Source organism: Nostoc commune NIES-4072 (genome assembly GCF_003113895.1).
GTDB classification, from domain to species: Bacteria; Cyanobacteriota; Cyanobacteriia; order Cyanobacteriales; family Nostocaceae; genus Nostoc; species Nostoc commune.
Window position 1 is genome coordinate 3,662,839 of sequence record NZ_BDUD01000001.1, and the last position, 26,300, is coordinate 3,689,138.

General features: G+C 40.6%; 26 protein-coding genes. 16 read left to right on the plus strand and 10 right to left on the minus strand.

The genetic code is table 11. The features are described 5' to 3' along the window. Window positions 1-72 precede the first annotated feature (72 nt). Both CDC33_RS38810 and CDC33_RS16325 read right to left on the minus strand, forming a co-directional pair. Complete coding sequence (locus CDC33_RS38810; protein ID WP_181374031.1) at window positions 73-3,795, minus strand: PAS domain S-box protein; 3,723 nt, start codon at window positions 3,793-3,795, stop codon at window positions 73-75. Between the two features lies 1 nt (window position 3,796). Next, complete coding sequence (locus CDC33_RS16325; RefSeq protein WP_109009348.1) at window positions 3,797-4,051, minus strand: helix-turn-helix domain-containing protein; 255 nt, start codon at window positions 4,049-4,051, stop codon at window positions 3,797-3,799. Between the two features lie 636 nt (window positions 4,052-4,687). On the opposite strand from CDC33_RS16325, the gene CDC33_RS16330 reads away from it, so the two are divergent. Beyond that, window positions 4,688-5,737 carry a 1-acyl-sn-glycerol-3-phosphate acyltransferase gene (locus tag CDC33_RS16330; RefSeq protein ID WP_109009349.1) on the plus strand — a complete coding sequence of 350 codons (1,050 nt, stop codon included), beginning with the start codon at window positions 4,688-4,690 and terminating at the stop codon, window positions 5,735-5,737. A gap of 102 nt (window positions 5,738-5,839) precedes the next feature. On the opposite strand, the gene CDC33_RS16335 is transcribed toward CDC33_RS16330, so the two are convergent. From CDC33_RS16335 to CDC33_RS16345, 3 genes are all read right to left on the minus strand, one after another. Next, entirely contained in the window at window positions 5,840-6,100 is a 261-nt protein-coding gene (locus tag CDC33_RS16335) for a hypothetical protein (protein ID WP_109009350.1), read from the minus strand. Between the two features lie 556 nt (window positions 6,101-6,656). Further along, window positions 6,657-7,121 carry a GNAT family N-acetyltransferase gene (locus tag CDC33_RS16340; RefSeq protein ID WP_109009351.1) on the minus strand — a complete coding sequence of 155 codons (465 nt, stop codon included), beginning with the start codon at window positions 7,119-7,121 and terminating at the stop codon, window positions 6,657-6,659. 329 nt (window positions 7,122-7,450) lie between these two features. Continuing rightward, window positions 7,451-7,819, minus strand: a complete 369-nt coding sequence (locus CDC33_RS16345) for a winged helix-turn-helix transcriptional regulator (RefSeq protein ID WP_109009352.1) — start codon at window positions 7,817-7,819, stop codon at window positions 7,451-7,453. Between the two features lie 108 nt (window positions 7,820-7,927). Between CDC33_RS16345 and CDC33_RS16350 the strand changes: the two genes are divergently transcribed. The 3 genes from CDC33_RS16350 (at window position 7,928) to CDC33_RS16360 (ending at window position 9,837) form a co-directional block, all read left to right on the plus strand. Continuing rightward, a complete protein-coding gene (locus tag CDC33_RS16350) occupies window positions 7,928-8,545 on the plus strand; it encodes an isochorismatase family protein (RefSeq protein WP_109009353.1) in 618 nt (205 codons plus the stop codon). Between the two features lie 246 nt (window positions 8,546-8,791). Continuing rightward, window positions 8,792-9,286 (plus strand): hypothetical protein, encoded by a 495-nt coding sequence (locus tag CDC33_RS16355; RefSeq protein ID WP_109009354.1) that lies wholly within the window; start codon window positions 8,792-8,794, stop codon window positions 9,284-9,286. A 224-nt stretch (window positions 9,287-9,510) separates the two neighbouring features. Further along, the gene (locus tag CDC33_RS16360; protein ID WP_109009355.1) at window positions 9,511-9,837 is read left to right on the plus strand and encodes a DUF6464 family protein; all 327 of its coding nucleotides are present in this window, start codon (window positions 9,511-9,513) and stop codon (window positions 9,835-9,837) included. 130 nt (window positions 9,838-9,967) lie between these two features. On the opposite strand, the gene CDC33_RS16365 is transcribed toward CDC33_RS16360, so the two are convergent. Then, the gene (locus CDC33_RS16365) at window positions 9,968-10,984 is read right to left on the minus strand and encodes a DUF8189 domain-containing protein (RefSeq protein ID WP_146195826.1); all 1,017 of its coding nucleotides are present in this window, start codon (window positions 10,982-10,984) and stop codon (window positions 9,968-9,970) included. Between the two features lie 635 nt (window positions 10,985-11,619). Between CDC33_RS16365 and CDC33_RS16370 the strand changes: the two genes are divergently transcribed. The 5 genes from CDC33_RS16370 to CDC33_RS16390 are packed head-to-tail and all read left to right on the plus strand — an operon-like array spanning window position 11,620 to window position 16,290. Then, complete coding sequence (locus CDC33_RS16370) at window positions 11,620-12,867, plus strand: ABC transporter substrate-binding protein (protein WP_109009357.1); 1,248 nt, start codon at window positions 11,620-11,622, stop codon at window positions 12,865-12,867. A gap of 7 nt (window positions 12,868-12,874) precedes the next feature. Next, a complete protein-coding gene (locus tag CDC33_RS16375) occupies window positions 12,875-13,825 on the plus strand; it encodes a branched-chain amino acid ABC transporter permease (RefSeq protein WP_109009358.1) in 951 nt (316 codons plus the stop codon). Between the two features lie 9 nt (window positions 13,826-13,834). After that, the gene (locus CDC33_RS16380; RefSeq protein ID WP_109009359.1) at window positions 13,835-14,437 is read left to right on the plus strand and encodes a Uma2 family endonuclease; all 603 of its coding nucleotides are present in this window, start codon (window positions 13,835-13,837) and stop codon (window positions 14,435-14,437) included. Between the two features lie 49 nt (window positions 14,438-14,486). Then, on the plus strand, window positions 14,487-15,443 hold the full coding sequence (locus CDC33_RS16385) for a branched-chain amino acid ABC transporter permease (RefSeq protein ID WP_109009360.1): 957 nt from the start codon (window positions 14,487-14,489) through the stop codon (window positions 15,441-15,443). Between the two features lie 55 nt (window positions 15,444-15,498). Next, entirely contained in the window at window positions 15,499-16,290 is a 792-nt protein-coding gene (locus tag CDC33_RS16390) for an ABC transporter ATP-binding protein (protein WP_109009361.1), read from the plus strand. A 15-nt stretch (window positions 16,291-16,305) separates the two neighbouring features. Here the strand turns inward: CDC33_RS16390 and CDC33_RS16395 are convergent, their stop codons facing one another. Beyond that, a complete protein-coding gene (locus tag CDC33_RS16395; protein WP_109009362.1) occupies window positions 16,306-17,175 on the minus strand; it encodes an RpnC/YadD family protein in 870 nt (289 codons plus the stop codon). 59 nt (window positions 17,176-17,234) lie between these two features. Further along, window positions 17,235-18,074: a DUF4351 domain-containing protein gene (locus CDC33_RS16400; RefSeq protein ID WP_109009363.1), complete on the minus strand. Its 840-nt coding sequence runs from the start codon at window positions 18,072-18,074 to the stop codon at window positions 17,235-17,237. 160 nt (window positions 18,075-18,234) lie between these two features. On the opposite strand from CDC33_RS16400, the gene CDC33_RS16405 reads away from it, so the two are divergent. From CDC33_RS16405 to CDC33_RS16430, 7 genes are all read left to right on the plus strand, one after another. Continuing rightward, a complete protein-coding gene (locus CDC33_RS16405; RefSeq protein WP_109009364.1) occupies window positions 18,235-18,966 on the plus strand; it encodes an ABC transporter ATP-binding protein in 732 nt (243 codons plus the stop codon). Window positions 18,967-18,999: 33 nt separating this feature from the next. After that, window positions 19,000-19,563: a Uma2 family endonuclease gene (locus tag CDC33_RS16410; protein ID WP_109009365.1), complete on the plus strand. Its 564-nt coding sequence runs from the start codon at window positions 19,000-19,002 to the stop codon at window positions 19,561-19,563. A 79-nt stretch (window positions 19,564-19,642) separates the two neighbouring features. Next, the gene (locus CDC33_RS38815) at window positions 19,643-19,810 is read left to right on the plus strand and encodes a hypothetical protein (RefSeq protein ID WP_219930038.1); all 168 of its coding nucleotides are present in this window, start codon (window positions 19,643-19,645) and stop codon (window positions 19,808-19,810) included. A gap of 156 nt (window positions 19,811-19,966) precedes the next feature. Then, window positions 19,967-20,614: a histidine phosphatase family protein gene (locus CDC33_RS16415; protein WP_109009366.1), complete on the plus strand. Its 648-nt coding sequence runs from the start codon at window positions 19,967-19,969 to the stop codon at window positions 20,612-20,614. An 85-nt stretch (window positions 20,615-20,699) separates the two neighbouring features. Next, complete coding sequence (locus CDC33_RS16420) at window positions 20,700-21,725, plus strand: glucokinase (protein WP_109009367.1); 1,026 nt, start codon at window positions 20,700-20,702, stop codon at window positions 21,723-21,725. A gap of 45 nt (window positions 21,726-21,770) precedes the next feature. After that, the gene (locus CDC33_RS16425; RefSeq protein WP_109009368.1) at window positions 21,771-22,433 is read left to right on the plus strand and encodes a hypothetical protein; all 663 of its coding nucleotides are present in this window, start codon (window positions 21,771-21,773) and stop codon (window positions 22,431-22,433) included. A 193-nt stretch (window positions 22,434-22,626) separates the two neighbouring features. Next, complete coding sequence (locus CDC33_RS16430) at window positions 22,627-22,863, plus strand: ribbon-helix-helix domain-containing protein (protein ID WP_109009369.1); 237 nt, start codon at window positions 22,627-22,629, stop codon at window positions 22,861-22,863. 75 nt (window positions 22,864-22,938) lie between these two features. Here the strand turns inward: CDC33_RS16430 and CDC33_RS16435 are convergent, their stop codons facing one another. Together CDC33_RS16435 and CDC33_RS16440 are read right to left on the minus strand one after the other, a co-directional pair. Next, window positions 22,939-24,156: an ABC transporter permease gene (locus tag CDC33_RS16435; protein ID WP_109009370.1), complete on the minus strand. Its 1,218-nt coding sequence runs from the start codon at window positions 24,154-24,156 to the stop codon at window positions 22,939-22,941. A 127-nt stretch (window positions 24,157-24,283) separates the two neighbouring features. Further along, complete coding sequence (locus CDC33_RS16440) at window positions 24,284-25,750, minus strand: efflux RND transporter periplasmic adaptor subunit (RefSeq protein WP_109009371.1); 1,467 nt, start codon at window positions 25,748-25,750, stop codon at window positions 24,284-24,286. Window positions 25,751-26,300 lie beyond the last annotated feature (550 nt).

Consider the following 26,300-nt stretch of genomic DNA (forward strand, 5'->3'; position numbering starts at 1 on the left):
ATCTACTCCTAATAAATTAGTTCCCGATCGCCATAGTAGAAAGAAGTGAAGCACGAGGTTTTTTCAAGCGTGCTATTCGTTTGTGAGTGAATTATGTCTTTTTCGAGCTTCCAAGGATTGTAAGTTAGTTTTCAGATTGCTACAACTACAAATCAAGTTAGCGATCGCTCGAACTAATTTAGCTGGCTCCACAGGCTTGGTGATATGCTGCCCAAATCCGGCGGCGATTGCTTGTTGGGAATCAGCCTCAGCTGCATAAGCTGTAAGGGCGATCGCTGGAATTGTCCCTCCTTGTTCTGGTAACATAGCTCTGATTCGACGGATCAGCATATAGCCGTCTACTTCCGGCATTCCAATGTCGCTTAACAGCAGATTTGGCTGGAACTCAGGTATGATTCGTAGTGCTTCCATAGCAGATGCGGCTTGAGTTACTACCGCGCCAGACTGCTCCAAAATAAAAGCAATTAACTCTCGCGTATCACGTTCATCATCCACAAGGAGAACTTTCACCCCATTTAGATCGGGCGAATCATCAAGTTGTCTATCAATTTGATGGCTATTGAAATGAGTCTTCATTAGAGGTAGCATGACTGTAAAGGTTGCTCCCTGTTCTTCGCCCAAACTTTCTGCCTTAACTGTGCCGCCATGTAGCTCTACGATGTGACGGACAATAGCTAATCCTAATCCCAGTCCGCCGAATTTCCTGGTAGTTGCGCCATCAGCTTGTCGGAAGTAGTCAAATACGAATGGTAAAAAATCTGGGCTAATTCCCTTACCTGTATCACTGACTCGAAGTTCAGCCTGAGAACCAACAGACTGTAAACTGATTTCTACCTGTCCACCTTGGGGCGTAAACTTAATAGCATTGGAGAGTAGGTTCCAGATAACTTGCTGCAAGCGACCTGAATCACCTGTTACTAGGAATTTTGGATCGTACCTATCGGACGTTGGAAGCGCAACTTGAATTTGGGATTTTAGATTGTCAGTTTGGTTGTTAAAATTGATATCTAAATTTCTATGAGGATTTTGTAATCCGAAATCTAAAATTGTAAATCGCAAATTGATAGATTTGGCTTGGGCGGCTAGACGGACTGTTTCTATTGCAGATGCGATCGCAGTTTCTAGATTCACAGGAGCAATATTCAGACTGAGTTTACCTTGCAAAATGCGAGAGACATCCAACAAATCTTCAATTAGTTGAGTCTGAAGCTTGGCATTGCGCTCAATGGTTTCGAGAGCGCGAGTGGTGGTTGCTTGATCATACTTTTTAGTTTGCAGTAACTTTGACCATCCCAAAATCGGGTTTAGCGGTGTGCGAAGTTCGTGGGAAAGAACCGCCAAAAACTCATCTTTGATCCGATTAGCTTGGACTAATTGCTCTTTTTGCTGCTGTAACGAATCCATCAACTGAGCGCGCTCCATAGCAACCGCCACCTGATCGGAGGTTGCTTGTAACAGGGCAATTTCCCCAGAAGTGAAGCGGGTACGGGTGCGACTGGCAAAGGAGAGGACACCAAGCAGCTTTCCCTGAGCAATTAATGGTTGACCTGCATAAGCTGTGATTCCCAAAGCTTTGAGGATGTCGGCATTGGGATATGTAGAGTGCGGCACATCATTGAGGACGATTTGATGGCGTTCTTGCGCTACTTGTCCGCAAATTCCTTGATTAAATTCTAGATATTGAATTGCTTGAAATACTTCATCAGTAATACCGTTCCAGCCTACTAACCGAAGTTTCTGATTATTTTCGTGCGTCTCAATTAAATAATGAAAATAAAAATGCAAATCCATCTGCGCCGAGAGTTTGCTAAACAAGCTGTTCATTAGATCCAAGGGGCGCTCGGTTGAAAGCAAATCGCTGGTTGTTTCAGAGAGCAGTTTGAGTCTTTCACTGCGATCTTGCAAGGCTTGTTCTGCAAGCTGGCGTTCACGAAGGATGCGTTCGCGTTCGGTGATGTCAACTGCAACCCCTCCTACCAGACGTTGCCCAGATGCATTGGCAATGGGAAACTTATATACTAAAAATTCGCCGAGGGTGCCATCTGTGCGTGGGGCAGACTCGATCGCTTCAAAAACTTGATTCGTCTGGGAAACCATTCTAATGTTATCGAGGAAGGGTTGAGCGATTTGGGCTGGGTATAGGTCAAAAATATTTTTATTAATCGCCTTATTTGTCGCTATATCAAATGTACTCAGATAAGTTGGACTAAGGTAAAGTACACGTCCGTCTGCATTCGTAATCCACGCTGCGGCGGGAATATTGTCCATAAAAGCTTGAAATTGCTCTTGACTTTGACTCAGCGCTTTTTTAACTTGCTGGAGATCGCTAATATCAAGAATGAATGCAACTGAGTTCTGTTGAGATTCGCCTAACAGAGAGTAACCAACTACAACCGGCACACTGGAACCATCCTTGCGAATGCATTCCTTCTCATAAGGAGTACAGGTTCCCTTAGCTGTTGCCTCGGCAATAGCCAGTTCATCTAAATATTGGTACTCAGGAGGCGTGATATCAGTCCAGCGTAATCTGCCTGACTGAATATCTGCTTGAGTATAACCCACAATTCGCAAGAACTCGTCGTTGGCTTCAGTAATTCTACCATTTACATCAGCAAAGAGAATACCAACTATATTTGCTTGAAAAAAACTCTTGAGGCGTTCTTCACTTGCTTGGGCTGCCTTCTCTACTTGCTTGCGTTGGCTGATGTCACGGAAGAAAATATCAAGACCATCTTCACAAGGGTAGGCATGAATCTCCAGCCATAGGTCACACTTGGACGGCAAGTAGTAGTGATGCTCGAAGTGGACGGGAATCTGTTCTGCGATCGCCCTTCGGTACTGTAGCTCTACATTAGTGTCTACTGATAAAGGCCATTCCTCCCAGTACGATTTACCGATAACCTCTGTCCGGGATTTGCCGTTAATTCGCTCTGCTTCGGCATTTTGGTAGATAATTCGCCAATCCCGGTCTAGAGTAATAAATGCATCACTCATGTTTTCTAGAGTGCGTGTATTTCGCTCATTGGCTTGCTGTAATGCCGCTTGGGCTTGTTTGCCTTCGCTCAAATCAACAACGAAGCCAATGACCGTTTCTTGAGTATCTCCCAGGACAACAGAACCGAGCAGAACGGGAATGCGATCGCCATTTTTGCAGATATATTCCTTCTCAAAGGGTTTACAGACTCCGGTTTTCCTAAGTTCTTCTACCGAACGTTCACTCAAAATAAGATATTCGTGTGGGGTAATATCGCGCCAGTTCATTTTGTTAGCGGCAAAATCTTCTCGCGTATAGCCGACCATCTTCAGAAAAGCACCATTGGCTTCTATGATGGAGCCGTTATTCATATCAGTTACGATAACTCCAATGATGTTGGATTCTGCCAATCGGCTAAACCGCATCTCGCTATTTTGCAACAATTTTAGGCTTGTCTCTGCCTTGCGTCTGGCAGTTCGCAACTCTGAAGAGAGGGCGGTAATTAAGAAGGATACTAGTGAGAACGAGGTTAATCGTACCAAGACGTTCGGGCTGAGGAAATCGAACGAGTAGACTGGCTCGATCAAAAAATAGAAAGCAGTTGTAACAGAAAGAGCGATCGCTAGTACTCCAAGCCTCATGCCGCCATACCAGGCACTAATTGCCACGGCAGCATAAAATAATGTAAATACGCTCGGATCGAAGACTGGCAACAACAGTCGCGTCAACAGCAGCGCCGCTATGACTGCCAGAATCATCACGCTGTATGTTAGCAACCAAGAGCGCATCATCAAAATTTTTTCGAGTACTTTGACCATCATCTTAAGAGTCCTCCCGTTGCTTTGCCTTTAGGAGATACTCGTTCAGTAGTCTCTTCCCTGGTTCGCCCATTTTCTGTAACATTTCTTCAATTAGCTTTAGTGCCATCTGTGAAGGCACTGTAGATCCGTTCTCCCAGCGATTAACTGTTCGCAGGGAAACTCCCAATTTGGCTGCAAACTTTTCTTGAGAGAGATCAAGCTGCTGCCGAAGTTCACGGATTAAATCTGAAATTTTTAGTGACTTTTCTAGTTCCATAATAGGAAGAGTAAGACAGGTGTCTCGCCATTTGTCTCCAGCTTGAGGAAGAATTTAAACTGTCATTAGTTATTATCAACTTCATCTTTTGGCTAAAGACCAATATTACTTATCAGCCTTGATTAATTACTGTTCACTGATTTAAGTCCCCGCCATACTTCTGATAACTGTTAACTGTTTTAAGGTGTGCGACAAAAAATTATTGAGACAAAATAACTGTATTAGCTAACTATAAAATAAAAATTAAATTTTCTCAGGTTCGTAATGCCAAAATAGTATTGTTATAAACGATCTGAGAATTTTCAAGTTTCATGCATCGCCAAAAATCTATGGGTGGTGTATTACACAGTTATGCTTCATATAGGATTACTATTTGATTTTTGAACGAAATTAAGTATTGTAGAGTGTGTTAGAACGGAGTTCGTAACGCACTATGAACACGAGTTTGATGCCGTACTCTCCGTGCTAACACATCCTACGTATATTTTCAGAAATCAAACCGGATTCCTATAAGATACTTAATATTATTTTTCCAAAACATGTAGTTAATTTTACTTCTAAGGTAAGATTCCAATGGTAAATCGATAAAGCTATAATAATTTAAATAAAATTTGTGTTTAATTAATATTATTAATTTTGATTAATCAACACTCTGAAAACCTCATAAATACTCAACTAAAAAATGCACCAGGTGAAGGCTATATATTTAGCTGGTTTGATTGGTTTTGTCTTTGGTATCCTCCAGGCTGGCTAATTATATTTAACCGTCATTGGCAGCACTATCATAGCGATTCAGACGGTTGGAATTGGTTTGAATATGGATTATTTTTAATTCCTGGCGGATTTTATCTGGCGCTGCTGAGTCGTTGGTTGCGTCTTGGTTTTCGTTCACCTCGAACAGAAGTTGGTGAATTTGATCCGAAATATCAACAAGCTTTTCGCCAAGAAGTTCTTGCCCCCATCGTCAAATACTATTTTCGTGGAGAATTACAACAAGTCGAAAACTTGCCGCAAACAGGGCCATTGATTGTAGCAATGAACCATGCAGGGATGAGTTTTCCTTGGGATTTTTTAAGCTTGGGTTATCTATTAAGTGAAGCTAGAGGATGGGTGGTACAACCATTAGCAAGTCCTGCATTGTTTGAACACCCTTGGATAATTTGGTGGCTACCACCTAAATGGTCGCAGGTTTTGGGTGGTGTGCGAGCGGAATTAGATGATTTTGAAGGAGCGATCGCTACCCCAATGTCTACAGCGATCGCCCCAGGTAAAATTGTCTTATATGCACCTGAAGGTATCCGTGGCCCTGGGAAAGGTTGGAAGAGACGCTATCAACTAGAAAAGTTTGATGTGAGTTTTATTAAATTGAGCGATCGCTATCAAATTCCGATTCTGCCAGTAGTTTGCATTGGTAGTGAATCTTTACATCCTTGGGCTGTTAATTTCAAAAAATTACAACGGCTAGTCAAATTACCATTTTTGCCTATCTCGCCTTTAATGCTTGCCTTAATTCTGTTTCCTTCAATGGGAGTTTGGGCAATGAGAACTCGCCTGCATTACTTTATTCAGCCTTTGGAACCAGCAGAATTGCACAACCATTCAAACAAAGAGCGTACAGTAGCTTATCGGCAGGCGCAACAATTACGAGAAAAACTGCAAGTTAAAATTAATCAGTTATTAAAATAACTTTAATACTACGAGTGGATTTAAGTCAATCTTTGAAAAAAATTAGGAACTTGCAATTTAATAATGTACCGATCATTTATGATTTTTCTGGTTTATATGATATCAATTATCTAACTGGTACTTTATTTTCATGCTAGTAGCAATGCCTGTGCCACTACCGCCATTGGCGCCGTTGCCGCTACCGATGCTGCCGATATTGCCAACACCTGTGCCCTCAATGGTGTCCTTTCCTGAGCCTGTATTAATCAAACCTGGAGTTAAAATCTCAATTCCAATTGCTACAGATGCATTTAACTGTTCCCCTACTATTGTGTCCGCACTGGCGGTACCGATGAAATTGGGTGGAATGCTTAGTCTAGGCATAATTAAAATCCTCTCAATTCAATTTGGTTAGTACGGTCGGTTTACTGATTCAAAGTTCACAAAAATAAAATGCACGGAGAATATCTACGAACACATCTTTTTGTCTGAAGTCCAAATTTGCTATTATCCGCTCAATAACATCTTAATAAACAGATAAAAGCAAACAATCAAAATGTCAAATGTATAAAAAGGCACGCATAAATCAAAATTATATTATTTAAGCAAAATGTTAAAGTTAATACCTTTTTTTTGATGATTTTTGGGGGATTTTTTGAAAACTCCGATTTTAGTGAATTTGTACATATCATTTTTTGCCATCAAAAAAGATTAGAAATTTGAATATAAAATTAAAGGTCTTAAAACACCAATTCAGTAAGGGACTTACAAAGAATAAATTACTCAACAAAAATCAAGAGTCCACATTTAAATAAGTCGGTAAGAATAAATCAAACTAGATTAAGTAATGTAAAAATCTTTATATTGGACTTTTCAAACATCCTCTTAAGTTACAATGCCCATCCCCCGATGCTTCATTCAAATAAAAATTTTTTTAAAATTATGAAATTGACTTTTCCATAATAAAATTTATCAGTTTTTGCCCTCTACGTTCTACCTCTTGCTGTTTCACAACAATAAAGTTCTGGCTTTCAAAAAAAGTTTTGGCTGTAATACTAGCTTCTACAAATAACTTTTCAATTCCCAAAGACTTTGCTTTTGATTCAAGCTGTTCTAAGATTTTCTTACCAATCCCTTTTCTTTGAAAATCTTTATGACAGTAAAAACGGTCAATATGTCCATTAGCCTCTAATTCTCCAAAACCAATAATTTTACTCTGCTCCTCTGCTACATAAGTAAACTTACTTCCTAAACCTTTAATCCATAGGTCAATATCCATTTGTGCTGGTGCCCAAGCATCTACTTGTTCTTGTGTGTAATCGTGAATATTAACTTCGTGAACAGTGTCGTAGAACAATTTCATAATTTTTTCGGTATCAGCTATTTCGTATATTCTTAATCTCATAAAGAAGATAATTAATCATAAATAACTCTACTAAAAATATTATCACCCCTGGCGGATATACTTCAGTTTATGAGTGCAGTTATTTTCGCTTATAGAACAGAATTTTCAGATTAAACTAAGACTTACGCACTGTACAAATGCATAGTCATGTGAATTAACAAAAATAGTTGTTTCAAGCTTTTCTTAATTATCCTGCAATTTACAACGATACTGTGGCGACTGGAGACGGCGCGTCGCCTTGCCGTCACTAACCAAGCACTCAGGGATTTATCTGGCTGCAAGGGTTTGCTGGTAAGCGATTGGATTGAAGCTCTAAGGATGATAATAATTTATCTGTCTATATGATTGTCTTTACTTTCTCTGGCAGTTTCTACTTCATGAAAATGATTTATTGACCACTGGCATAGTAGCCGAAGTGGCTCAACCAACGTTTCTCCCAACGATGTCAAAGAATACTCTACAGTGGGAGGATTAGTAGGATAAACTTTACGCTTCACAAGACCATCTCTCTCCAAATCACGCAGAGTACGGGTTAGCATTCGCTGTGAAACGTCTCCAATTTCTCTATGCAACTCACCATAGCGTTTCGTACCTTGGGATAGAACGTAGATGATTGCTGTAACCCATTTGTCAGAAACTAGGTCAAGTGTCTGCCGTAAATAAGGATGCGAGTTGAGGATTTTATGTGATTGAGCCATGTTTAGGATAGATGCTACGTACACTTGTGTTCCTACTTGTACAATGCTTGATGTTCGTTTCAGAATGAAGTTTAGAGATTTCTAAAATCATCATAGAAAAACAGCACAATGAAATTTTCTAACTTCACTCAAGAAAACTCGGCTATGCTTCTGATTGATCATCAAGTTGGCACTATGAAGCTGATCAAAAACTTGCCTCTGACTCAGGTAGAGAAGAATACTCTTGCACTTGCAAAAGTGGCAAAGGTACTTAAGATACCTGTGGTTTTGACAAGTAGCCAAGAGGAGCGGTTTCAAGGTTTGCTGATAACTGCTTTAGCACAAAGCCTACCTGAAGCTTACGAGGTAAGAATCAAGCGTGCAGGCATTGTAAATGCTTGGGACGATGAGAACTTTGTTCAAGCAGTCAAAGATACGAATCGTACTAATTTAATTATGGCTGGTGTAACTACGGACGTTTGCTTAGTTTATCCCGCTATCAGCGCAGTGCGCGAGGGCTATAGTGTTCAAGCAGTTATGGATGCTTCTGGTTCACCATTTCATCTCTCCGAAGATTTAGCACGGCAACGGATGCGTGATTCTGGGGTTGTGCTAACTGCTACGATCACTTTGATTGCTGAGTTGGTTAAAGATTGGAGCCGTCCCGAAGGCGTCGAGTTGCAGCAATTATTGTTTAGTGATGTGTTGCCCCCTGAGTTCATTGAAGGCACTAGCACTCCATATTAAGGGACTTCTAAAAATAAATTATCCTAATTAATTTGTACATCGTAGGGGCGCACAGCTAGCTGTGCGCCCCTACGATGCAATGTTTTTTTTACTAGAAGTTCCTAATGGAATGGCACACATAGTGAGCCAAAGTTAACAGCAATTTTTTGATTACGTTTATTCTCTTAGGTATAATCCTTGTATAGTACAAATATACTAATTAGCTGCTAAAATACTTTAAAGTCAGCTAGCCTTACTTGAGGTAGTATGAAAAAAATCCAAGACACGCATAAAAAGCCCATTTTGCTGTTCCAGCCTACATCTATAATCACTGCTATAGCGCCACTGCAACCCCAAGAAACAAAAATCATCAGTGAACGAGAGCGTTTTATAACACAAGTCGAACGCATCAATCAGATGGCACAAGAGTTAGAAGCAGCGATATTAGAGTTGAAAGCGATCGCTAACACACTGAATAGTCAAAAACCTTACCCATTCTTGATAAAAGAGCTATGCAAAAATATTTGTCAGTATTTCGCAGTTAGGGTGCCTTGGGTAAAACGAAAGTCTAACGAATCGTTTATTTTGACAACACGAAAAGTTGATTTATTCCGAGCTGAAAGGGAAGCTGCATTACTAGCACAGCAACTTCGTCAGCAAACCAAAAAAAGATTAGCATTGCAGCGACACAGAAAAAACAAGAATGGGGCTAAGGCTGGCACAAAACACTTCTTCAAAAAGGTATTAGTCAACAAATCTTAAAATTATCAACATTCAACGGCAGATCACCTCTGAGGTTTTAACAGTTATGCTGATTGAAGTGGCAGAAGTAAATTTTTCCTCAAAATTACTCACCACATTACCATTGCTAATTGCTACGAACTGTGGTACGAAGTAGGCAAGCCTGCCCTAGTATTTGCACTTCCGTAAAACCAGAGTGCAACATCAGGGACAATCAATCAGCGCACAGAAGAGGTAAAAAGAAGGTGTTAAAGACACTTTTAGTGATTGCCGTTGGTTTTTTACCGTCCCTGATTTCTTTGTGGGCGATCCGCAAAACCCATGCGCGATCGCGCTTACGGATGAGGCAAGCAGCCATGAATTTTTCAGTAGTCCAAGGACGGCAAAATGTCAGACCTGTAGAAGGCGATCGCTATTATTTAGAAGGCGTGGGTTATCTGATTGGCGATATCAGTTGCAAATTTAATGCCCGGTCTGGCTATATGCGCTGTGCTGTCAATCCCGAAGGCCCTTGTAATGGTTGCCGTCACTACGAACCTAAGGAATTAGCAGGTAGTGAAAAAAGGGCTTAAGAAATTTTACCTGCCTAATACTTAAACAATCTCAAATTACTGAAGAAGGGGAAGGGCATAACTGGAGAGAGAAATTTATTTGATGTCCGAAACTAATCCTACCCTTCACCCTCAAGAAAAACCGTTGTAACTATGGGCCAATATTAACAAAAAGTGCTTTATTAGTTCCAAGACCTGCACAGATAACCTGATTTGTGCCTAAGGAAGCACAACTAGGATTTGAAGTATATACTCCTCCTAGACTTTGAGGCCCACTCCAAGAACTGCCATTAAATCGATTCACAAAAAGTGCGCTATCGGTTCCAAGACCTGCACAGATCGCCTGATTTGTGCCTAAGGAAGCACAACTAGGATCTGAGGAGTATACTCCTCCCAGACTCTGAGGCCCACTCCAAGAACTGCCATTAAACCGATTCACAAAAAGTGCGCTATCGGTTCCAAGACCGCTACAGATCGCCTGATTTGTACCTAAGGAAGCGCAACTAGGATTTGAAGTATATACTCCTCCCAGACTCTGAGGCCCACTCCAAGAACTGCCATTAAACCGATTCACAAAAAGTGCACTATCGGTTCCAAGACCCGCACAGATCGCCTGATTTGTACCTAAGGAAGCACAGCTAGGATCTGAGGAGTATACACCTCCCAGACGCTGAGGCCCACTCCAAGAACTGCCATTAAACTGATTCACATAAAGTGCTCTATCGGTTCCAAGACCGCCACAGATAACCTGATTTGTACCTAAGGAAGCACAACTAGGATTTGAAGTGTATACTCCTCCCAGACTCTGAGGCCCACTCCAGGAAATGCCGTTAAACCGATTCACAAAAAGTGCTTTATTGGTTCCAAGACCAGCACAAATAACCTGATTTGGGACTAAGGAAGCACAACTAGGATTTGAAGTGTATACTCCTCCCAGACTCTGAGGCCCACTCCAGGAACTGCCATTAAACCCATTTACAAAAAGTGCTTTATTGGTTCCAAGACCGGCACAAATAACCTGATTTGTGCCTAAGGAAGCACAACTAGGATCTGAGGTGTATACTCCTCCCAGACTCTGAGGCCCACTCCAAACGGCAAGAACTGGTTGGCTTACCAGGGATAAAATTACTGATGTTGTGCCTGCTAAAATTGTAAATTTCTTTTTCATAGAATCTAACATCTTCCTCCTTCTCCTTAATACTGCTCTGTGTTTGTTGGAAAGATTTAAACAGATGTAAAGTTTTACTTCCTGAATTTTTCTTTCAGTTTGACTGGTATTGTACGATGAAACCACGTACATATTTTGGATTCAGTTTCACTTTTAAAAGCAACAGAAATCAGTTACAAACCTTTACATGAGCCAGTTCAAACTCAGAAGCTTCGTGCGATAGAACTGCTATTATCTGCCGTTACATTAACACTCATCGAATTCAACTCTACCAAAGTAAACTTTAGGTAAAACTTTGTTTATATCATTTAAGGCTGAAGAAATCATTCATCAACTTAGTCTGATACTCCGCCGTTAATCGGCTGCATGAGTTGAGACACTTAAGTTTGAATCGAACATCTGACACCTGAGGGCGCTCACGCTTAACGATTCCCAAGTTTGACCTGGGAATGGTAAAATTATGGGTAATTATAATTTGTATTTACAAACACTTTGAATATTTGTGTTTGCATGGTCAAATAAGAATGATTTAATATAATTCGTGCAAAAGTAGAAATCTGCGTCATTTCTTTGCAAATGATGAAAATTACTATTAGCTTTTGCCGAATATCTAATAACTACATAATTATCTAACGATGAACAACGCGATCGCTCAGACAACAGCATTATTATCAACTTGCGCTTTACTACTAACAGGCTGTGGTGGTGGCGGTGGTTCTGTGACAAATTCTCCAGATAGTACTACAAATAACACTACAACTAACACCACCCAGACTACCACTACATCAGGTGCTATTCCCATCGGTATTGCCTTAGCACAAACCAGCAACGTAGCATTACTTGGTCAAGAGGGATTCGTGGGAGCCAGAATTGCCGAGAAGTATTTCAATAGTAAAGGTGGTATTAATGGCACTCCGATTAAATTGGTAATCCAAGATACTAGCGGTGATGAAGCTGGAGCAATTAACGCTTTTCAAACCTTAATTAACAAAGATAAAGTTGTCGGTATTGTTGGGCCTACTTTGTCACAGCAAGCTTTTAGTGCTGACCCCATCGCCGAACGTGCTAAAGTCCCAGTTATTGGCGCATCAAATACCGCAAACGGAATTCCAGAAATCGGTGATTATGTAGCTCGTGTATCTGCCCCCGTCTCTATAGTTGCTCCTAATTCGCTGAAAGCTGCACTCAAGCAGAATCCTCAAATTAAAAAAGTGGCAGTTTTTTACGCCCAAAATGATGCATTTAATAAATCGGAAACGGAGATTTTTCAAAAAGCAGTAAAAGAACAAGGGCTAGAATTAGTAACAGTTCAAAAGTTCCAAACTACTGATACAGACTTTCAAGCCCAAGCTACCAATGCACTTAACTTAAAACCAGATTTAGTAATTATTTCAGGGCTAGCGGCTGATGGTGGTAACTTAGTGCGGCAACTGCGAGAACTGGGTTATAAAGGTATAATTATTGGTGGTAATGGTCTGAATACACCAAATGTTTTATCAGTGTGCAAAGCACTGTGCGATGGTGTGCTGATTGCTCAAGCTTACAGTCCTGAATATCCTGGTGAGATTAATAAGGTATTCCGCCAAACCTATATTGAGCAATATAAGAAAGAACCAGCCCAATTCACGGGTCAATCTTTTGCTGCGGTGCAGGTATATGTTGAAGCGCTTAAAGAGTTGGATAAAAAAACCAAAATCAGCACATTACCTCTTGATAAACTGCGGACAGAATTGAACAAGCAAATACTAGCTGGAAAATATGATACTCCTTTAGGTGAGATTGCTTTTACACCAGTTGGTGATGTAATTCAAAAAGAATTTTATGTTGCTCAAATTAAGATGGATAAAGATGGAAACACTGGAAAATTCGTATTTATAAAATAGTTGCAACATGGATATAACTCTATTTCTGCAACAATTTTTGAACGGATTATCTATCGGTAGTATCTATGCAATTTTTGCGTTGGGATATACTTTAGTTTATTCCATTTTGGGCATTATTAATTTAGCTCATGGGGCGATTTTTACCTTAGGTGCATATTTTACTTATGCACTCATGGGTAGTAGCTTTGGATTTAACGGCTTGCTAGCGAATGCAACCTTGCCGATAAAATTACCATTTGCGATCGCCTTGATTTTAGGAAGTACCTTAGCAGGATTGGTAGGGGTAGTAATGGAACGGGTTGCTTTTCAACCTTTGCGCCGTCAAGGATCTGATCCCTTGCTAACTGTTGTTTCCAGCTTGGGGGTAGGAGTCGTAATTGTAAATTTAATTCAGTATTTAGTAGGCGCAGAAAGTTACACATACCCCGCAAATACTTACGGTAATTTGCCACCTGCGATTAATTTTGGTACTCCAGATAATCCAATTCCTATTCGCAGCGTTCAGGTGGTAATTTTTGCAGTATCAGTTGTAATTGTGGGAATTCTTACCTATTTTATCAATCGGACTAAATATGGTAAGGCAATGCAAGCGATCGCAGAAGATCCAATTACAGCTAGTTTGTTAGGAATTAATAGCGATCGCTTTATCATCCTAACATTCTTCATCAGCAGTTTTTTAGCAGGATTAGCAGGAACTTTAGTTGCTTCTAGTGTTAGTATTGCAGGGCCATATTTTGGCATTGCTTTTGGGTTGCGGGGTTTAGCGGTGATTGTCTTAGGTGGTTTAGGTAGTATTCCCGGTGCAGTGGTGGGAGGCTTAGTAATTGGATTAGTCGAGGCTTTTGTTCCTTCGGAATTCTCTGGATATAAAGACGCAGTAGCCTTTGGAATTTTGTTTATCATGCTATTAGTTAGACCCCAAGGTTTACTAGGGCGGCGGTTTATTCAAAAAGTTTGATGTAGCACTATGAAAACATACACCAGACAAAAACTAACTTTTGATCAATTTTTAGAACAGTGTCCAGAGGAAGGTTTATATGAACTTGTGGATGGGGAAATTGTAGAAGTGCGTGCAACTAGAAATCATGATGATGTCGCTGATTTTATATTGTTTAGTTTTAATGATGAAATTAGGCGACTAAACTTAAATTATGTAGTAAAAAATACAGCAGTCTTTAAAACTATAACTGCCAATGGAATAGAACAAGGGCGTAAGCCTAATGTAAGTGTAATAGATAAAGATACATGGCGTTCAAATCGTTCTGCCTACTCTGCACTTGAAGCATCTATCCAGTTAGCTGTAGAGGTGACATCAACTAATTGGGAAGATGACTACATTGATAAATTGGATGAATATCAACGCTTAGGGATTACAGAATATTGGATTGTAGATTATTTAGCAATTGGGCTAAGAGAGTATTTAGGAAATCCAAAAGTTCCGGCTGTATTTGTTTTTCTATTAAATGCTGAGGGAAAATATCAACGCACACTGTTTAGAGGTTCAGAACGGATTGTGTCACGAACTTTTCCTGAACTGGCGCTTACAGCAGACCAAATATTAACAGCTTAATAGGTTATAAAAGCGATAGTTTAATTAAGCTTAATCATAATTTTTTAAAATGGCTGATTTTTTCGCTACTTATGGTTCTCTAATTGTCTCTATGGTATTGGGGGCGCTAGTAGGGTTATCACTTTATTTACCGCTAATGACAGGACAATTGTCTTTAGCTAGTCCAGGATTTTATGCTTTAGGTGGGTATATTGCAGCAATTTTATCCACCAAAGTTTTTACATCTAGCAGTAGTTTGTTTCCCATTCCATTGTTGTTATTGGAGATGTTAATCGCTGGTGTAATTTGTGGTTTATTGGGTGTAATGGTAGGAATTCCAGCGTTGAGATTGCGAGGAATTTATTTAGCGATCGCTACTATCGCTTTTGTGGAAGTTCTGCGCGTCATCTCCCTGAATTTAGATATTACTGGCGGTGCTGTGGGAATTTTTGGCATTCCTCAACCTTTCCAAACACCAATTGAATATTTATGGATTGCTTTGCCCTTACTATTAATTAGTATGGTGCTGTTTTATCGTTTAGAACGCATCCGTGTAGGAAGGGCTTTTCTTGCTATCCGCGAAGATGAATTAGCTGCGGGTGCAATGGGAATTAACCCCACTTATTACAAAGTTTTGGCGTTTACACTAGGGGCTATCCTTGCAGGGGTTGTAGGTGCAATTAGCGCCCACTTCCTTAATACCTGGAATGCTCGTCAAGGTACTTTTGATAGCAGTATTATATATTTAACTTTTGTTTTGATTGGTGGTTCGAGAACTTTTTTAGGGCCAGTAGTAGGAGGTATGGTATTTACAGCCTTACCAGAGATTTTGCGAAGTCTTGCTGATACTGGTGGTTTACCTAATTGGCTAGGACAATTTTTGCGCGATGGGAGATTAATTATTTTTGGCTTTTTAATAATAATAGGTACAATCTTTTTTCCTCAAGGGCTAATTACTCCAGATATTTTTCAAAGACGGAAAATTATGGAAAAACGAACCGCCAAGGGCGCGAAGAGCGCGAAGTAAGAAAAGTTTTAGAGAGTTATTGGGTAAGTTTTATATTCATATATGATATGCAAAAATGTCACATAGTATTCTAGAAAAGAAGAGCAGTATTGTTTTAGAAGCAAGAGCATTGACTCGCCGCTTTGGTGGTCTAGTGGCGGTAAATAATGTATCTTTTAGTGTAAAGAAACATGAGATTTTCGGACTGATTGGCCCTAATGGTGCTGGAAAAACAACACTGTTTAATTTGATTACTGCTTTTATTCCCCCTTCTGGTGGAAAATTAATTTATCAAGGTGCAGAAATTTCTCAACTGCGTCCTTATCAAATTGCTGCTTTAGGTATCGCCCGTACCTTTCAAAATATCCGCTTGTTTGGGGAATTATCAGCGTTAGAAAATGTGATAATTGCTCGACATTTACACACTAAAAGTAATATGATTACAGGAGTTTTGGGATTACCACCAGCGCCTAATGAAGAACTTCAAACTAAGCAGAAAGCTTTAGATTTATTGGATTTGGTAGGATTAAGCGATCGCGCCCACGAAAAAGCCAAAAACTTCGCCTATGGCGATCAGCGTCGGCTAGAAATAGCCCGTGCTTTAGCATTACAACCGCAAGTTTTACTTCTCGATGAACCGGCGGCGGGGATGAACCCCAACGAAAAGCAACAATTGAGTGAATTTATCCGTAGTCTGCGAGAACAGTTTAATTTAACCATTGTGCTGATTGAACACCATGTACCATTGGTTATGGGTTTGTGCGATCGCATTGCCGTGTTAGATTTTGGGCAGTTGATTGCTTTGGGTAAACCAGCTGTAGTTAGAAACGATCCGGCTGTAATTGAAGCTTATTTAGGAAATGATTGATAACTAACTTGAGAATTACAAAATCTGTTGCAATTCCTCAATAGTATTTCCAGTGACAATATTCCGTAAAATTGTCTTTAAACGCTCTAAATCCTGAATCTGGTTAATTTCTGGCATCAATTGTAAGGCGCGATCGCCAAATTTCAACTCTAAATTAATTTCAATCGCAGAAAGTATTCCTTGCAGTTCCCCGCGTGCTTCTCCGCGTGCTTCTCCGCGTGCTTCTCCTTCGCGTAAAATTTCTTGATACCAAGGTGATTCACGTAATACGGTCATATCCCACCTCATGATTTCTTGAACGAGTGTATTCTCTAAAACAAACGTAGCAAAAAAAGCTAGAACTGTTTCCAGTTGGTTGAGTTGTTCATCAGCACGGAGAATTTGCAATGCTTCTCTAATAATAGATTCATTTTCACCACCTTTGAGAATGGGTACAAATGGCAGTAAGGATGGTAAGGGTTGTTGAAAAGCAATATTGACATCAATTTCCCACAGATTAATTACTCGATAATCTTGTATTGCCCGTAATCCGGCAATATTTGATGTAAAGCTTGTGGGTATTTCGTTGTTATCAGTTTTAAGAATGTTAATAAGAACGGGGTATGTTGGTAAGTTATATTTTTCTTCCGCAAGTGCAGTATAAGCACGCATCCGACGCGGCATTTGGGATTTATAGCGTAATTGCAATTCGTTGAGAAGCAAAAATTCTCCATCCTGGGGACTACTGACACGGATTAAAACATCACTTTCCCGGCTAATCCACTGAAATTCACTATTTAGGATTTCCCCAGCAACAATATCAGGAATTTGTGTTACCCATCTTGCCCAGTTATTGGGTGCGAGGCTGATTAATTTTTTGGTACTGACATCAGCAGGCTTTGTCATTAAGGTATAGATGCACTCAATAAGTGAGATTTATGGTAACTTGAAATTTCCTATGGAATTCATGTAGACAAAATTTCTACAAATTCGTCTAAAGAACTCACAGCGATCGCACTATCCATTAAATTTTCTAATTGTTCCACACTTTCGCTCTCAAGCCTTATTTCCACTTCATGAGGAATTTCGCCAAAGCGTTGTTCCAATACCCGGATTAACTGCCGTCGCGCACCCTGCTGAATACCTCTTTGCTCAATTTCTTGATACCAAGGCGATTCTCGCAATACTGCCATATCCCACCTCATGATTTGTTGCATTAAAGGCGTCTCCAACACAAAGCTAGCAAAAAATGCCAGCAATGATTCTAACTCGTTCAACTGTGCATCTGCTCGTAGTGCCTTTAATGCGCGTTGCACAACTGATACTTCTCCCCCTCCTTGCAGGATTGGCACAAAGGGTAACAACGATGGTAGTGATTGCTCAAATACTATTTCAGCATCGATTTCCCACAAATTAATCACGCGATAATCTTGGATAGCACGTAATCCCAAAAATTCCTGCTCGTAACTATTGACAATAGTTAAGGTAGATGGAGGCGGTAAAATGTTGATTAGTACTGGGTAAGTTGGCAATCGGTAGCGTTCTTGTGCTAAGGCAGCATAGGCTCTCATCCGTAGAGGCATCTGTGCCGTGTAACGCAACTGTAGTTCATTAAGTACTAGAAAATCTCCGTGACTGGCACTGTATGCTTTCACCAACACATCTGTTTCGCGGCTAATCCAGTGAAACTCAGAGCCAATAATTTCTTTCGCCACGACTTCAGGACGCTGAGTCACCCACTTTACCCATGCATCGGGAGCTAAATTAATTAATCGTTTGCTACCAATATCTGCTACTTTTGCCACAGGACGCTTGATATATTTATCAGTAATTAATGGTACATCATAAAGATTGCGGTATTATGACGTTGGTTTGAAGTTGCAGCAATGTCTACGCAGCGTTTTAAGAAATGTATGATTGATGTATCTTAGATTTTGAATCAATATTTCTGGATGTAAGCCGCCGATGAAAGCCGATAGTAAGCCAAACTATACAATTTTAGAAGTTCAAGAACTTGATGTAAATTATGGCGGTATTCAAGCTCTGAAAAAGATTAATTTAATTATTCAAAAAGGCGAGGTAGTTACTCTTATTGGTGCTAATGGGGCTGGTAAAACTACCACACTCCGCGCTATATCTAAAGTAGTTAATCCTAAGAGTGGCGTAATTATTTATAATGGACATAATATTAATCGCCGCCAAACTCACGAAGTTGTCCAACTTGGTATCGCCCATTGTCCAGAAGGACGCAGAGTATTAGCGCGGCAAACAGTATTTGATAATTTACTTTTGGGTGCTTATATTCGCTCCAATCAAGCTGAGGTAAAAGTAGATATTCAACGCCAATTTGAGCTATTTCCGCGTTTGTCACAAAGACGCAATCAACTAGCAGGAACCCTCAGTGGTGGCGAACAACAAATGTTAGCGATCGCTCGTGCTGTCATGAGTAAACCACAATTATTACTTTTAGACGAGCCTAGCTTAGGTTTAGCACCTGCGATCGTCCGGGAAATCTTCTCTATTATTGAAAATCTCCGGGCTACCGGAGTGACTATTCTTTTAGTTGAACAAAACGCGAATTTGGCATTACAAATTGCCGATCGCGGTTATGTTTTAGAAGCTGGTTCTATTACCTTAACGGGTGCAGCATCAGAATTAATTAGTGATGAGCGAGTTAAAAAGGCTTATTTAGGATAATTTATTAAATTAAAACTTGGGAGGTATAAGCACATGGTAAAATCAGCAACTAAACCCCTAACCTTAGAAGAGTTTTTGAAACTACCAGAAACAAAGCCTAGCTTAGAATACATTAATGGTCAAATTATTCAAAAGCCAATGCCTCAAGGAAAACATAGCAAATTACAGGGTGAACTAGTCAGTAATATCAATTCTGTTGTCAAGCCTCAAAAAATTGCCCTTGCTTTCCCAGAATTGAGGTGTACTTTTGGCGGACGCTCAATTGTCCCTGATGTAGCTGTATTTGCTTGGGAACGGATTCCCTTAGATGAACGTGGAGAGGTGGCAAATGTTTTTCACACGTATCCAGACTGGACAATTGAGATTCTTTCACCAGATCAAAGCCAAACTAAAGTAACTGGGAATATTCTACATTGTTTAAAACATGGTAGTCGTTTAGGTTGGTTAATTGATCCAGGTGATCGCTCTGTTTTAGTCTATCCACCAAAGCAGCAACCAGAACTTTTACAAGAAGAACAAGAACTATTACCAGTTCCAGATTTAGTTAGCGGCTTTCAATTAACTGTAGGGCAATTATTTGGATGGCTTAAGTTATAAACAGTTGTATCAATCATATCTTGCTTTGGGAATACTAAAGGTAGTAATTTACCAAAGTTAGAGCGAGATAATGGATTTCGTGAATTTAAGAAAAACAGGTGATAGTTGGGAATTTGCAACTGAAGCTGATTTAGAAGATTTTGTCTGGGCGAATTTAAAAGAGCTTTTCGGGTTAATTCCGCTAAAGCGATTTCAGCAGATTACTATAGTTGATATTGCTTTAGACACTTGGCTAAAAAGGCTTTAAGAAAAGGTACATTGACAGCATTTATAAGTTTTTTAAATCATTAGTATTATTAAATATTATTACGATTTTTGTCATATATTAATATTTGCAGCCCTCCTTGCAGATATCTATATATTTGTTTAGCGGCGAATTCTATTCACCGGAATAATTAAACCCATGAGTCAAATAGTTTGGATAGCAAGACACGCTAACCGCCTCGACTTCGTAAACCCTGATTGGTTCCTCACCGCCGAACGACGTTACGATCCACCCTTGTCTGATGATGGTATGGTGCAGGCGCAACATTTAGCTAAACGATTGAAAAAAGAAAAGATTTCCCATATTTTCGCTTCTCCTTTCTTGCGAACCGTACAAACGGCAAACGCAGTTGCAGAAGTGCTAAACTTACCGATCAAATTGGAAACAGGTTTGAGTGAATGGCTAAATCCAGTTTGGATGACAGAAGAACCCGAAAGACTCTCAACTCCAGCCTTAGCAAAGTTATTCCCCAGAATTGACACCAGCTACACTTCGCGCATCGCTGCCAAATATCCTGAAACTCACGAAAAAGTGCGAGAACGTTCTGGGCAAACTGCAAGATGTTTAGCTACTGAGTTCTTTCCAGAGGATATCCTGCTAGTGGCACATGGCGCATCTGTGTTAGGGGGAGCAATGGGACTAGTGGGGGAAATTGCCAAAACAGAAGTCAAGGCTTCTTTATGTTCTTTAGTAAAAGTGGTACGCGAAGATCCAGAATGGTTATTAGAACTAAAAGGAGATACTTCCCATTTAACCCACATAGAAGAAGTTATTCGATTTGCTTAAACCTCTGATAGAGATTTGCGTTCATGACTTCTGCTAGGTTGGGTATATCTTACAAAAAAAGTAATTTAATTCACCAATAAATTCTATGACTTTGTTACTAGCAGGAGACATTGGCGGTACAAAAACTATTCTGCAATTGGTTGAAACATCAGACTCATCAGCAATACATACTATTTATCAGGAAAGTTACCACAGTGCCGATTTTCCTGATTTAGTACCGATAGTGCAGCAGTTTTTGGTCAAAGCTAATACACCCATACCAGAAAAGGCTTGTTTTGCGATCGCAGGCCCCATTGTCAAAAATACCGCTAAACTGACCAATTTAGCCTGGTTCTTAGATACTGAACGTTTAGAAGAAGAATTGGGTATCCCGCATATTTCTTTGATTAACGACTTCGCCGCCGTTGGCTATGGCATTTCAGGTTTACAAAAAGAAGACTTGCTGACGTTGCAAGTTGGTAAACCTCAACCCGAAACCCCCATTGGAATTATTGGTGCTGGTACTGGCTTAGGGCAAGGATTTTTAATTAAGCAGGGAAACCACTATCAAGTCTTTCCCTCAGAAGGTGGACACGCTGACTTTGCGCCTCGGAACGAGATCGAGTTTCAACTGTTGAGATACCTGTTGGGTAAACATGATATCCAGCGCGTTTCTGTAGAACGCGTGGTTTCTGGAATGGGAATTGTGGCAATTTACCAATTTCTGCGCGATCGCAAATTTGCCGTAGAATCACCAGATATTGCCCAAATCGTCAGAACTTGGGAACAAGAAGCTGGACAAGAAGAGAAAAGTGTCGATCCTGGTGCTGTCATTGGTACAGCTGCACTAGAAAAACGCGATCGCCTCTGTGAACAAACTTTGCAATTATTTATAGAAGCTTACGGTGCAGAAGCTGGTAATCTTGCCCTGAAACTCCTACCTTACGGTGGCTTATATATTGCTGGTGGAATTGCGCCCAAAATCCTGCCTTTAATTCAAAACAACGGTTTCTTATTAAATTTCACCCAAAAAGGTAGGATGCGCCGCCTCCTTGAAGAGATCCCCGTGTATGTTATCCTCAACCCGCAAGTGGGATTAATAGGTGCTGCTTTATGTGCTGCTAGGTTATAACAGCTAGCATCATCAGTGAGATCAGCATCTCAAAAGGCAAAAAATATGACAATTAAAAGTCTGTTGCCACTAATCGCCGCCACACTCGTTTGTGGTGGTTCTGTTTTTGTGGAAGCGCGTCAACCCAAACTTACCACACCTGTTGTCAAACCAAAGGTTTCTCAGCCAAAACCTCCCACGACTGTTGTCAAGCCAAAGGTTTCTCAACCGGTGCAGCCACAATGGAAGTTATATACTGCCCCAGATGGACGTTTTAGTATTTTAATGCCGGGAAACCCCAACAGAAATACTCAATACCAAAAAACTTACATGGGAGAAATTACCTTAGAAATATTTGTCGCTCAACCACCAAAACAGCAAGTAGCTTATGTAGTTGCTTACAATGATTTTCCTTATAGTTATGGTCAAGTAACTGACCCCCAAGCTTTACTTAATAATGCACGGGATATGGCTTTAAAAACTACGAAAAGCAATTTAATTAGTCAAAGGAATATTCGTAGTTCTAATAATCATCCTGGCAAAGAAATTGAGTATATCAATTCTGGAGGGAAAATTACTAGAAGTAGAATGTATGTTGCTGAAGGAAGATTATATCAAGTAATGGCAATAACTACAAAAAAACAGCAAAAGACATTAGCTAAAACCATTACTGGGTATTTAAATTCTTTCCATGTAGTTTTGAAAAAGCCAGACAATTTTGGATTTTAGATTTTAGATTGATTCTCAAGCCTTAACCATGCTTTTGAAAGTGTATGATTTATAGGACTTACGCACACTCTACGAATTCTCGGCGCTCTTGGCGTCTTGGCGGTTCGAGAAATTAAGCTTTTTAGCAATTTTTGCGTAAGTCCTAATTTAATCATACACTTTGAGAAGTTAGCTTTAAGCAGGAGAATTTCTTATGAGAACGACACAGGCACTCACTATCACCTCTGGCGAATATGCGACAGAAAGTGAAGTTATCCGGGATGGTCTGCGTACTCTCCAAGCGCGTGACGCTGCTGTAGAAAAGTGGCTGCGCGAAGAAGTTGTTAAAAGCTATGACGAATGTGAAGCTGATGCAACGCTGGGTGTCCCCGCAGAACAGGTTATGGCGCGTATCCGCTCCCAGTACCGCAAGCGGACAACAGCAGAGTAACGCTAGATAAATCCGATCAGAACTGGATGCGATTAGGCGTAGGGATGGGATGACTTGCGATAAGCTTGTTGCTCACTAAGCACTTCTTAAGGCCACAATCGGGTCGAGTTTAGCAGCACGACGTGCAGGAACAACACCAAAGAATAAACCAATACCACCAGAGACACCAACTGCCATAGTAATCGCTGTTGGAGAAAGTGCCGCTTCTAAGGGAGTCAAGGCTCCCACTAATAGAATGCCACTGACGCCAACCGCAGTCCCAACTAAACCGCCAGCTGCGGAAACTATTACAGCCTCAATAATGAACTGTAGCAAAATATCTTGCTCAGTTGCGCCGATCGCTTTTCTCAATCCGATTTCTTGGGTGCGTTCGGTTACAGAAACAAGCATAATATTCATGATCCCAATGCCGCCGACAAACAAAGATATGCCAGCGATCGCTGCTAGCATAATTGTCAATGCACCTGTGATTTGACCGACAGTTTGCAAAGCATCCTTTTGAGAACGGATAGTAAAGTCATCTTCACCATTAATTTTGTGCCGTAAACGCAGCAAATTAGTAATTTGAAATTCTGCTGCATCCACACTCTCTGAATCACGAGCCGCAGCGACAAAATAATCTAAGGCGATACCATAAGGAGAATTCTTTCCTACAAGTCGGTTTGCTGAAGTCGTGATCGGTATTAAAGCAGCATTATCATAATCTGCTCCCACGCTGGAACCTTTGGCTATTAACGTTCCAATTACTTGAAAGCTGGTATTCCCGATTCGTAATTGTTGACCAATAGCGTTACTACTACCAAATAGTTTTTCTGCTAAGTCTCCACCTAACACAACGACTTGGTTACTTCGTTTGATGTCTACCTCAGAGAAAAACCTGCCTTTATCAGTTTCAAAATCCCGCACCGATAGAAAGCTGGGAGTTGTGCCAATGATGTTGACATCGGTGTTTCTGTTGCGGTATACAACTACTTGTCTTCTGTTTAATTCCGGTGCAACTCCTACTACTGTTGGTACTTGAGAGGCGATCGCTTCAGCATCTTGTAACACCAAATTTTTTGGTACTTCAAAGGATATACGCTGAGTTTCTCGATTACCTGGCAGTATAAAAAGCACATTCGGCCCTAATGACTCTAGTTGTTTATTAACGTATTTTTGCCCACCTTCGCCAATGCCAATCATGGCAATCACTGAGGCATTGCCAATAACTATACCCAACATCGTAAGGGCGCTACGCAATTTATTTGACAGCAGGGTTTTACCTGCCATTTGAATACTTTCTAAAAAATTCATGCCAATTTTGGATTAAAAGTTTTTATTAAAAGGCTGTTCGAGTTATCAGGGTTTGTAGTCAGCACTTTAGTGCTGAAAAAATAAGGACTAAAGTCCTTACTACGAACTTACTTATCGCAATTTGGGATTATTTATTTTGTTGTTCTTTCGCCTTCTCAATTTTGTAGTCTTTGGGTGGATTAACAAAAACGCGATCGCCTTCTTTAACTCCATCTAAAATCTGAGTTTGGTTTTGGATTTGCGCCCCAATTGTAACTTCGCGGAACTGGGGTTTATTCTTTGCATCTGGCACAAGTACGCCAGTTTGACCCTTTTCGGTGACGATTGACACCGTTGGTAACACCAAGGCATTATTGACGCGATCGCCTAAAAAAGTCAGATCCACATTTAAGCCAGAACGCAGTTTATCTGCACCAGTATCTAGAGCAACCCGCACCTGGAAGGATGTCACACCTTGTTCTACCACAGCTTCTGGAGCAATCAGGCGCACATGACCTTTAAAAACTTGATCGGGATAAGCATCAGCGACAATTTCCACCTGCTGTCCCGGTTTAATTCTGCCAAGATCAGCTTCGGGAACTTGAGCTAATATTTCTAACCCCCGTGCTACGGCGACAATTGAACTAGAAGTTGCCGATGCACTAGTAGATGCAGAAGTTGTGGGTGTGACAAACGCACCAGGATCGGCATACTTTTGGGTAACAATTCCCGAAAGAGGAGCGCGAATAATTGTATCTTCCAACTGCACTTCCACACCCTTCAATTGAGCCTTAGCCGCTTCAACAGCTGCTTGACGCTGGACAATTTCTTCAGAACGAGTTCCATCTTCCAACAGTATCAATGCTGCCCGTGCTTCATTAACTGCTGCTTGACGTTGGGCGATTTCTTCAGCCCGACTACCACTTTGGACTAACGACAATCTTTTTTTAGCTTCTTCTAAATTGGCTCTAGCACTTTTGTCTTCGCTGATGGCTTGATCGAATAATTGTTTTTTCTCTGCTCCCTGTTGATATAGATATTGATAACGCTTTACCTGTTCATTGGTGTAATTCACCTTAGCTTGAGCCGCATCCACTTGTGATTGAGCTTGAGCAATCTCTTGGGGACGATTACCAGTTTTAGCTTGGGTTAGCTGGGCTTGAGCTTGTGCTAACCGCGCCTTAGCTTGAGCAATTTCTTGAGGACGACTACCGGCAAGGGCTTCAGCTAGTTGTGCTTGACTTTGAGCTAAGTTAGCACGGTACTGGCTCCTTTGAGCCTCAATACCTGCGCTATCCATGCGGGCGAGAATTTGCCCTTGTTGAATGCGATCGCCTTGTTGGACATATAATTGCGACAGCACTCCAGGGTTTTTCGGACTAATATTTACAGTCTGAACTGGCACGACTTTGCCACTAGCTGTAATCCGCAACGTGACATTTTTCGCTGCTACTGGCACAGTTAATTGAGCAATATCTTCTTTACTTGTCCCCTGATTTAGCAGAGTATAGGTTGTGGTACCAACAACCAAGACACCCCCTGCTATCAGCCCCATCAGCCAGCGTAATGGATATTTAACTTTGCCAACAACAGGAATTTCTATGTGCGTAGCCATATCTAGAAGCCTATAAATCTTGCTTTATGGGAGTAGCCTGTAGTTATATTGATGATGCCCAGCGAATTGCCCATAGTAAAACCACCCCTTCAGAGCAAACAGCTGCGCTTTTCCTCCCCTCCGCGCTTGTGGGGAGTGGTTGGGGGTTCCTCTTAACCATGCTTAATTGAGCGGACATAAATATTAAAGGGCAAGTGCAGGAATACGGTGTTGTTAAAATTTTTGAATTAAAACTTTATCAATAAACTAACAACTAGACGCATAGTTAGCTTCATAGTTGCTTAATCTTCCTTCATAATATGTGTTACATATCTGTATGCCTTCACCTGAATGGGTGACTTTAGCCACAGTCAAATTTCTCCAGCAGACTACAAGGCGAGACCTTGGTAAATCAGGTTTCAGGTAAGGTTTTGAGAATTTATGCAATAGACATCTCCAGAAATTAATTATGCGTTATCTGAAACCCTTGTAGAGACGTAGCAATGCTACGTCTCTACATTCATTTTCGGAGATGTCTAATAAATATATTAAATTCGGGTGGTCGTTTATT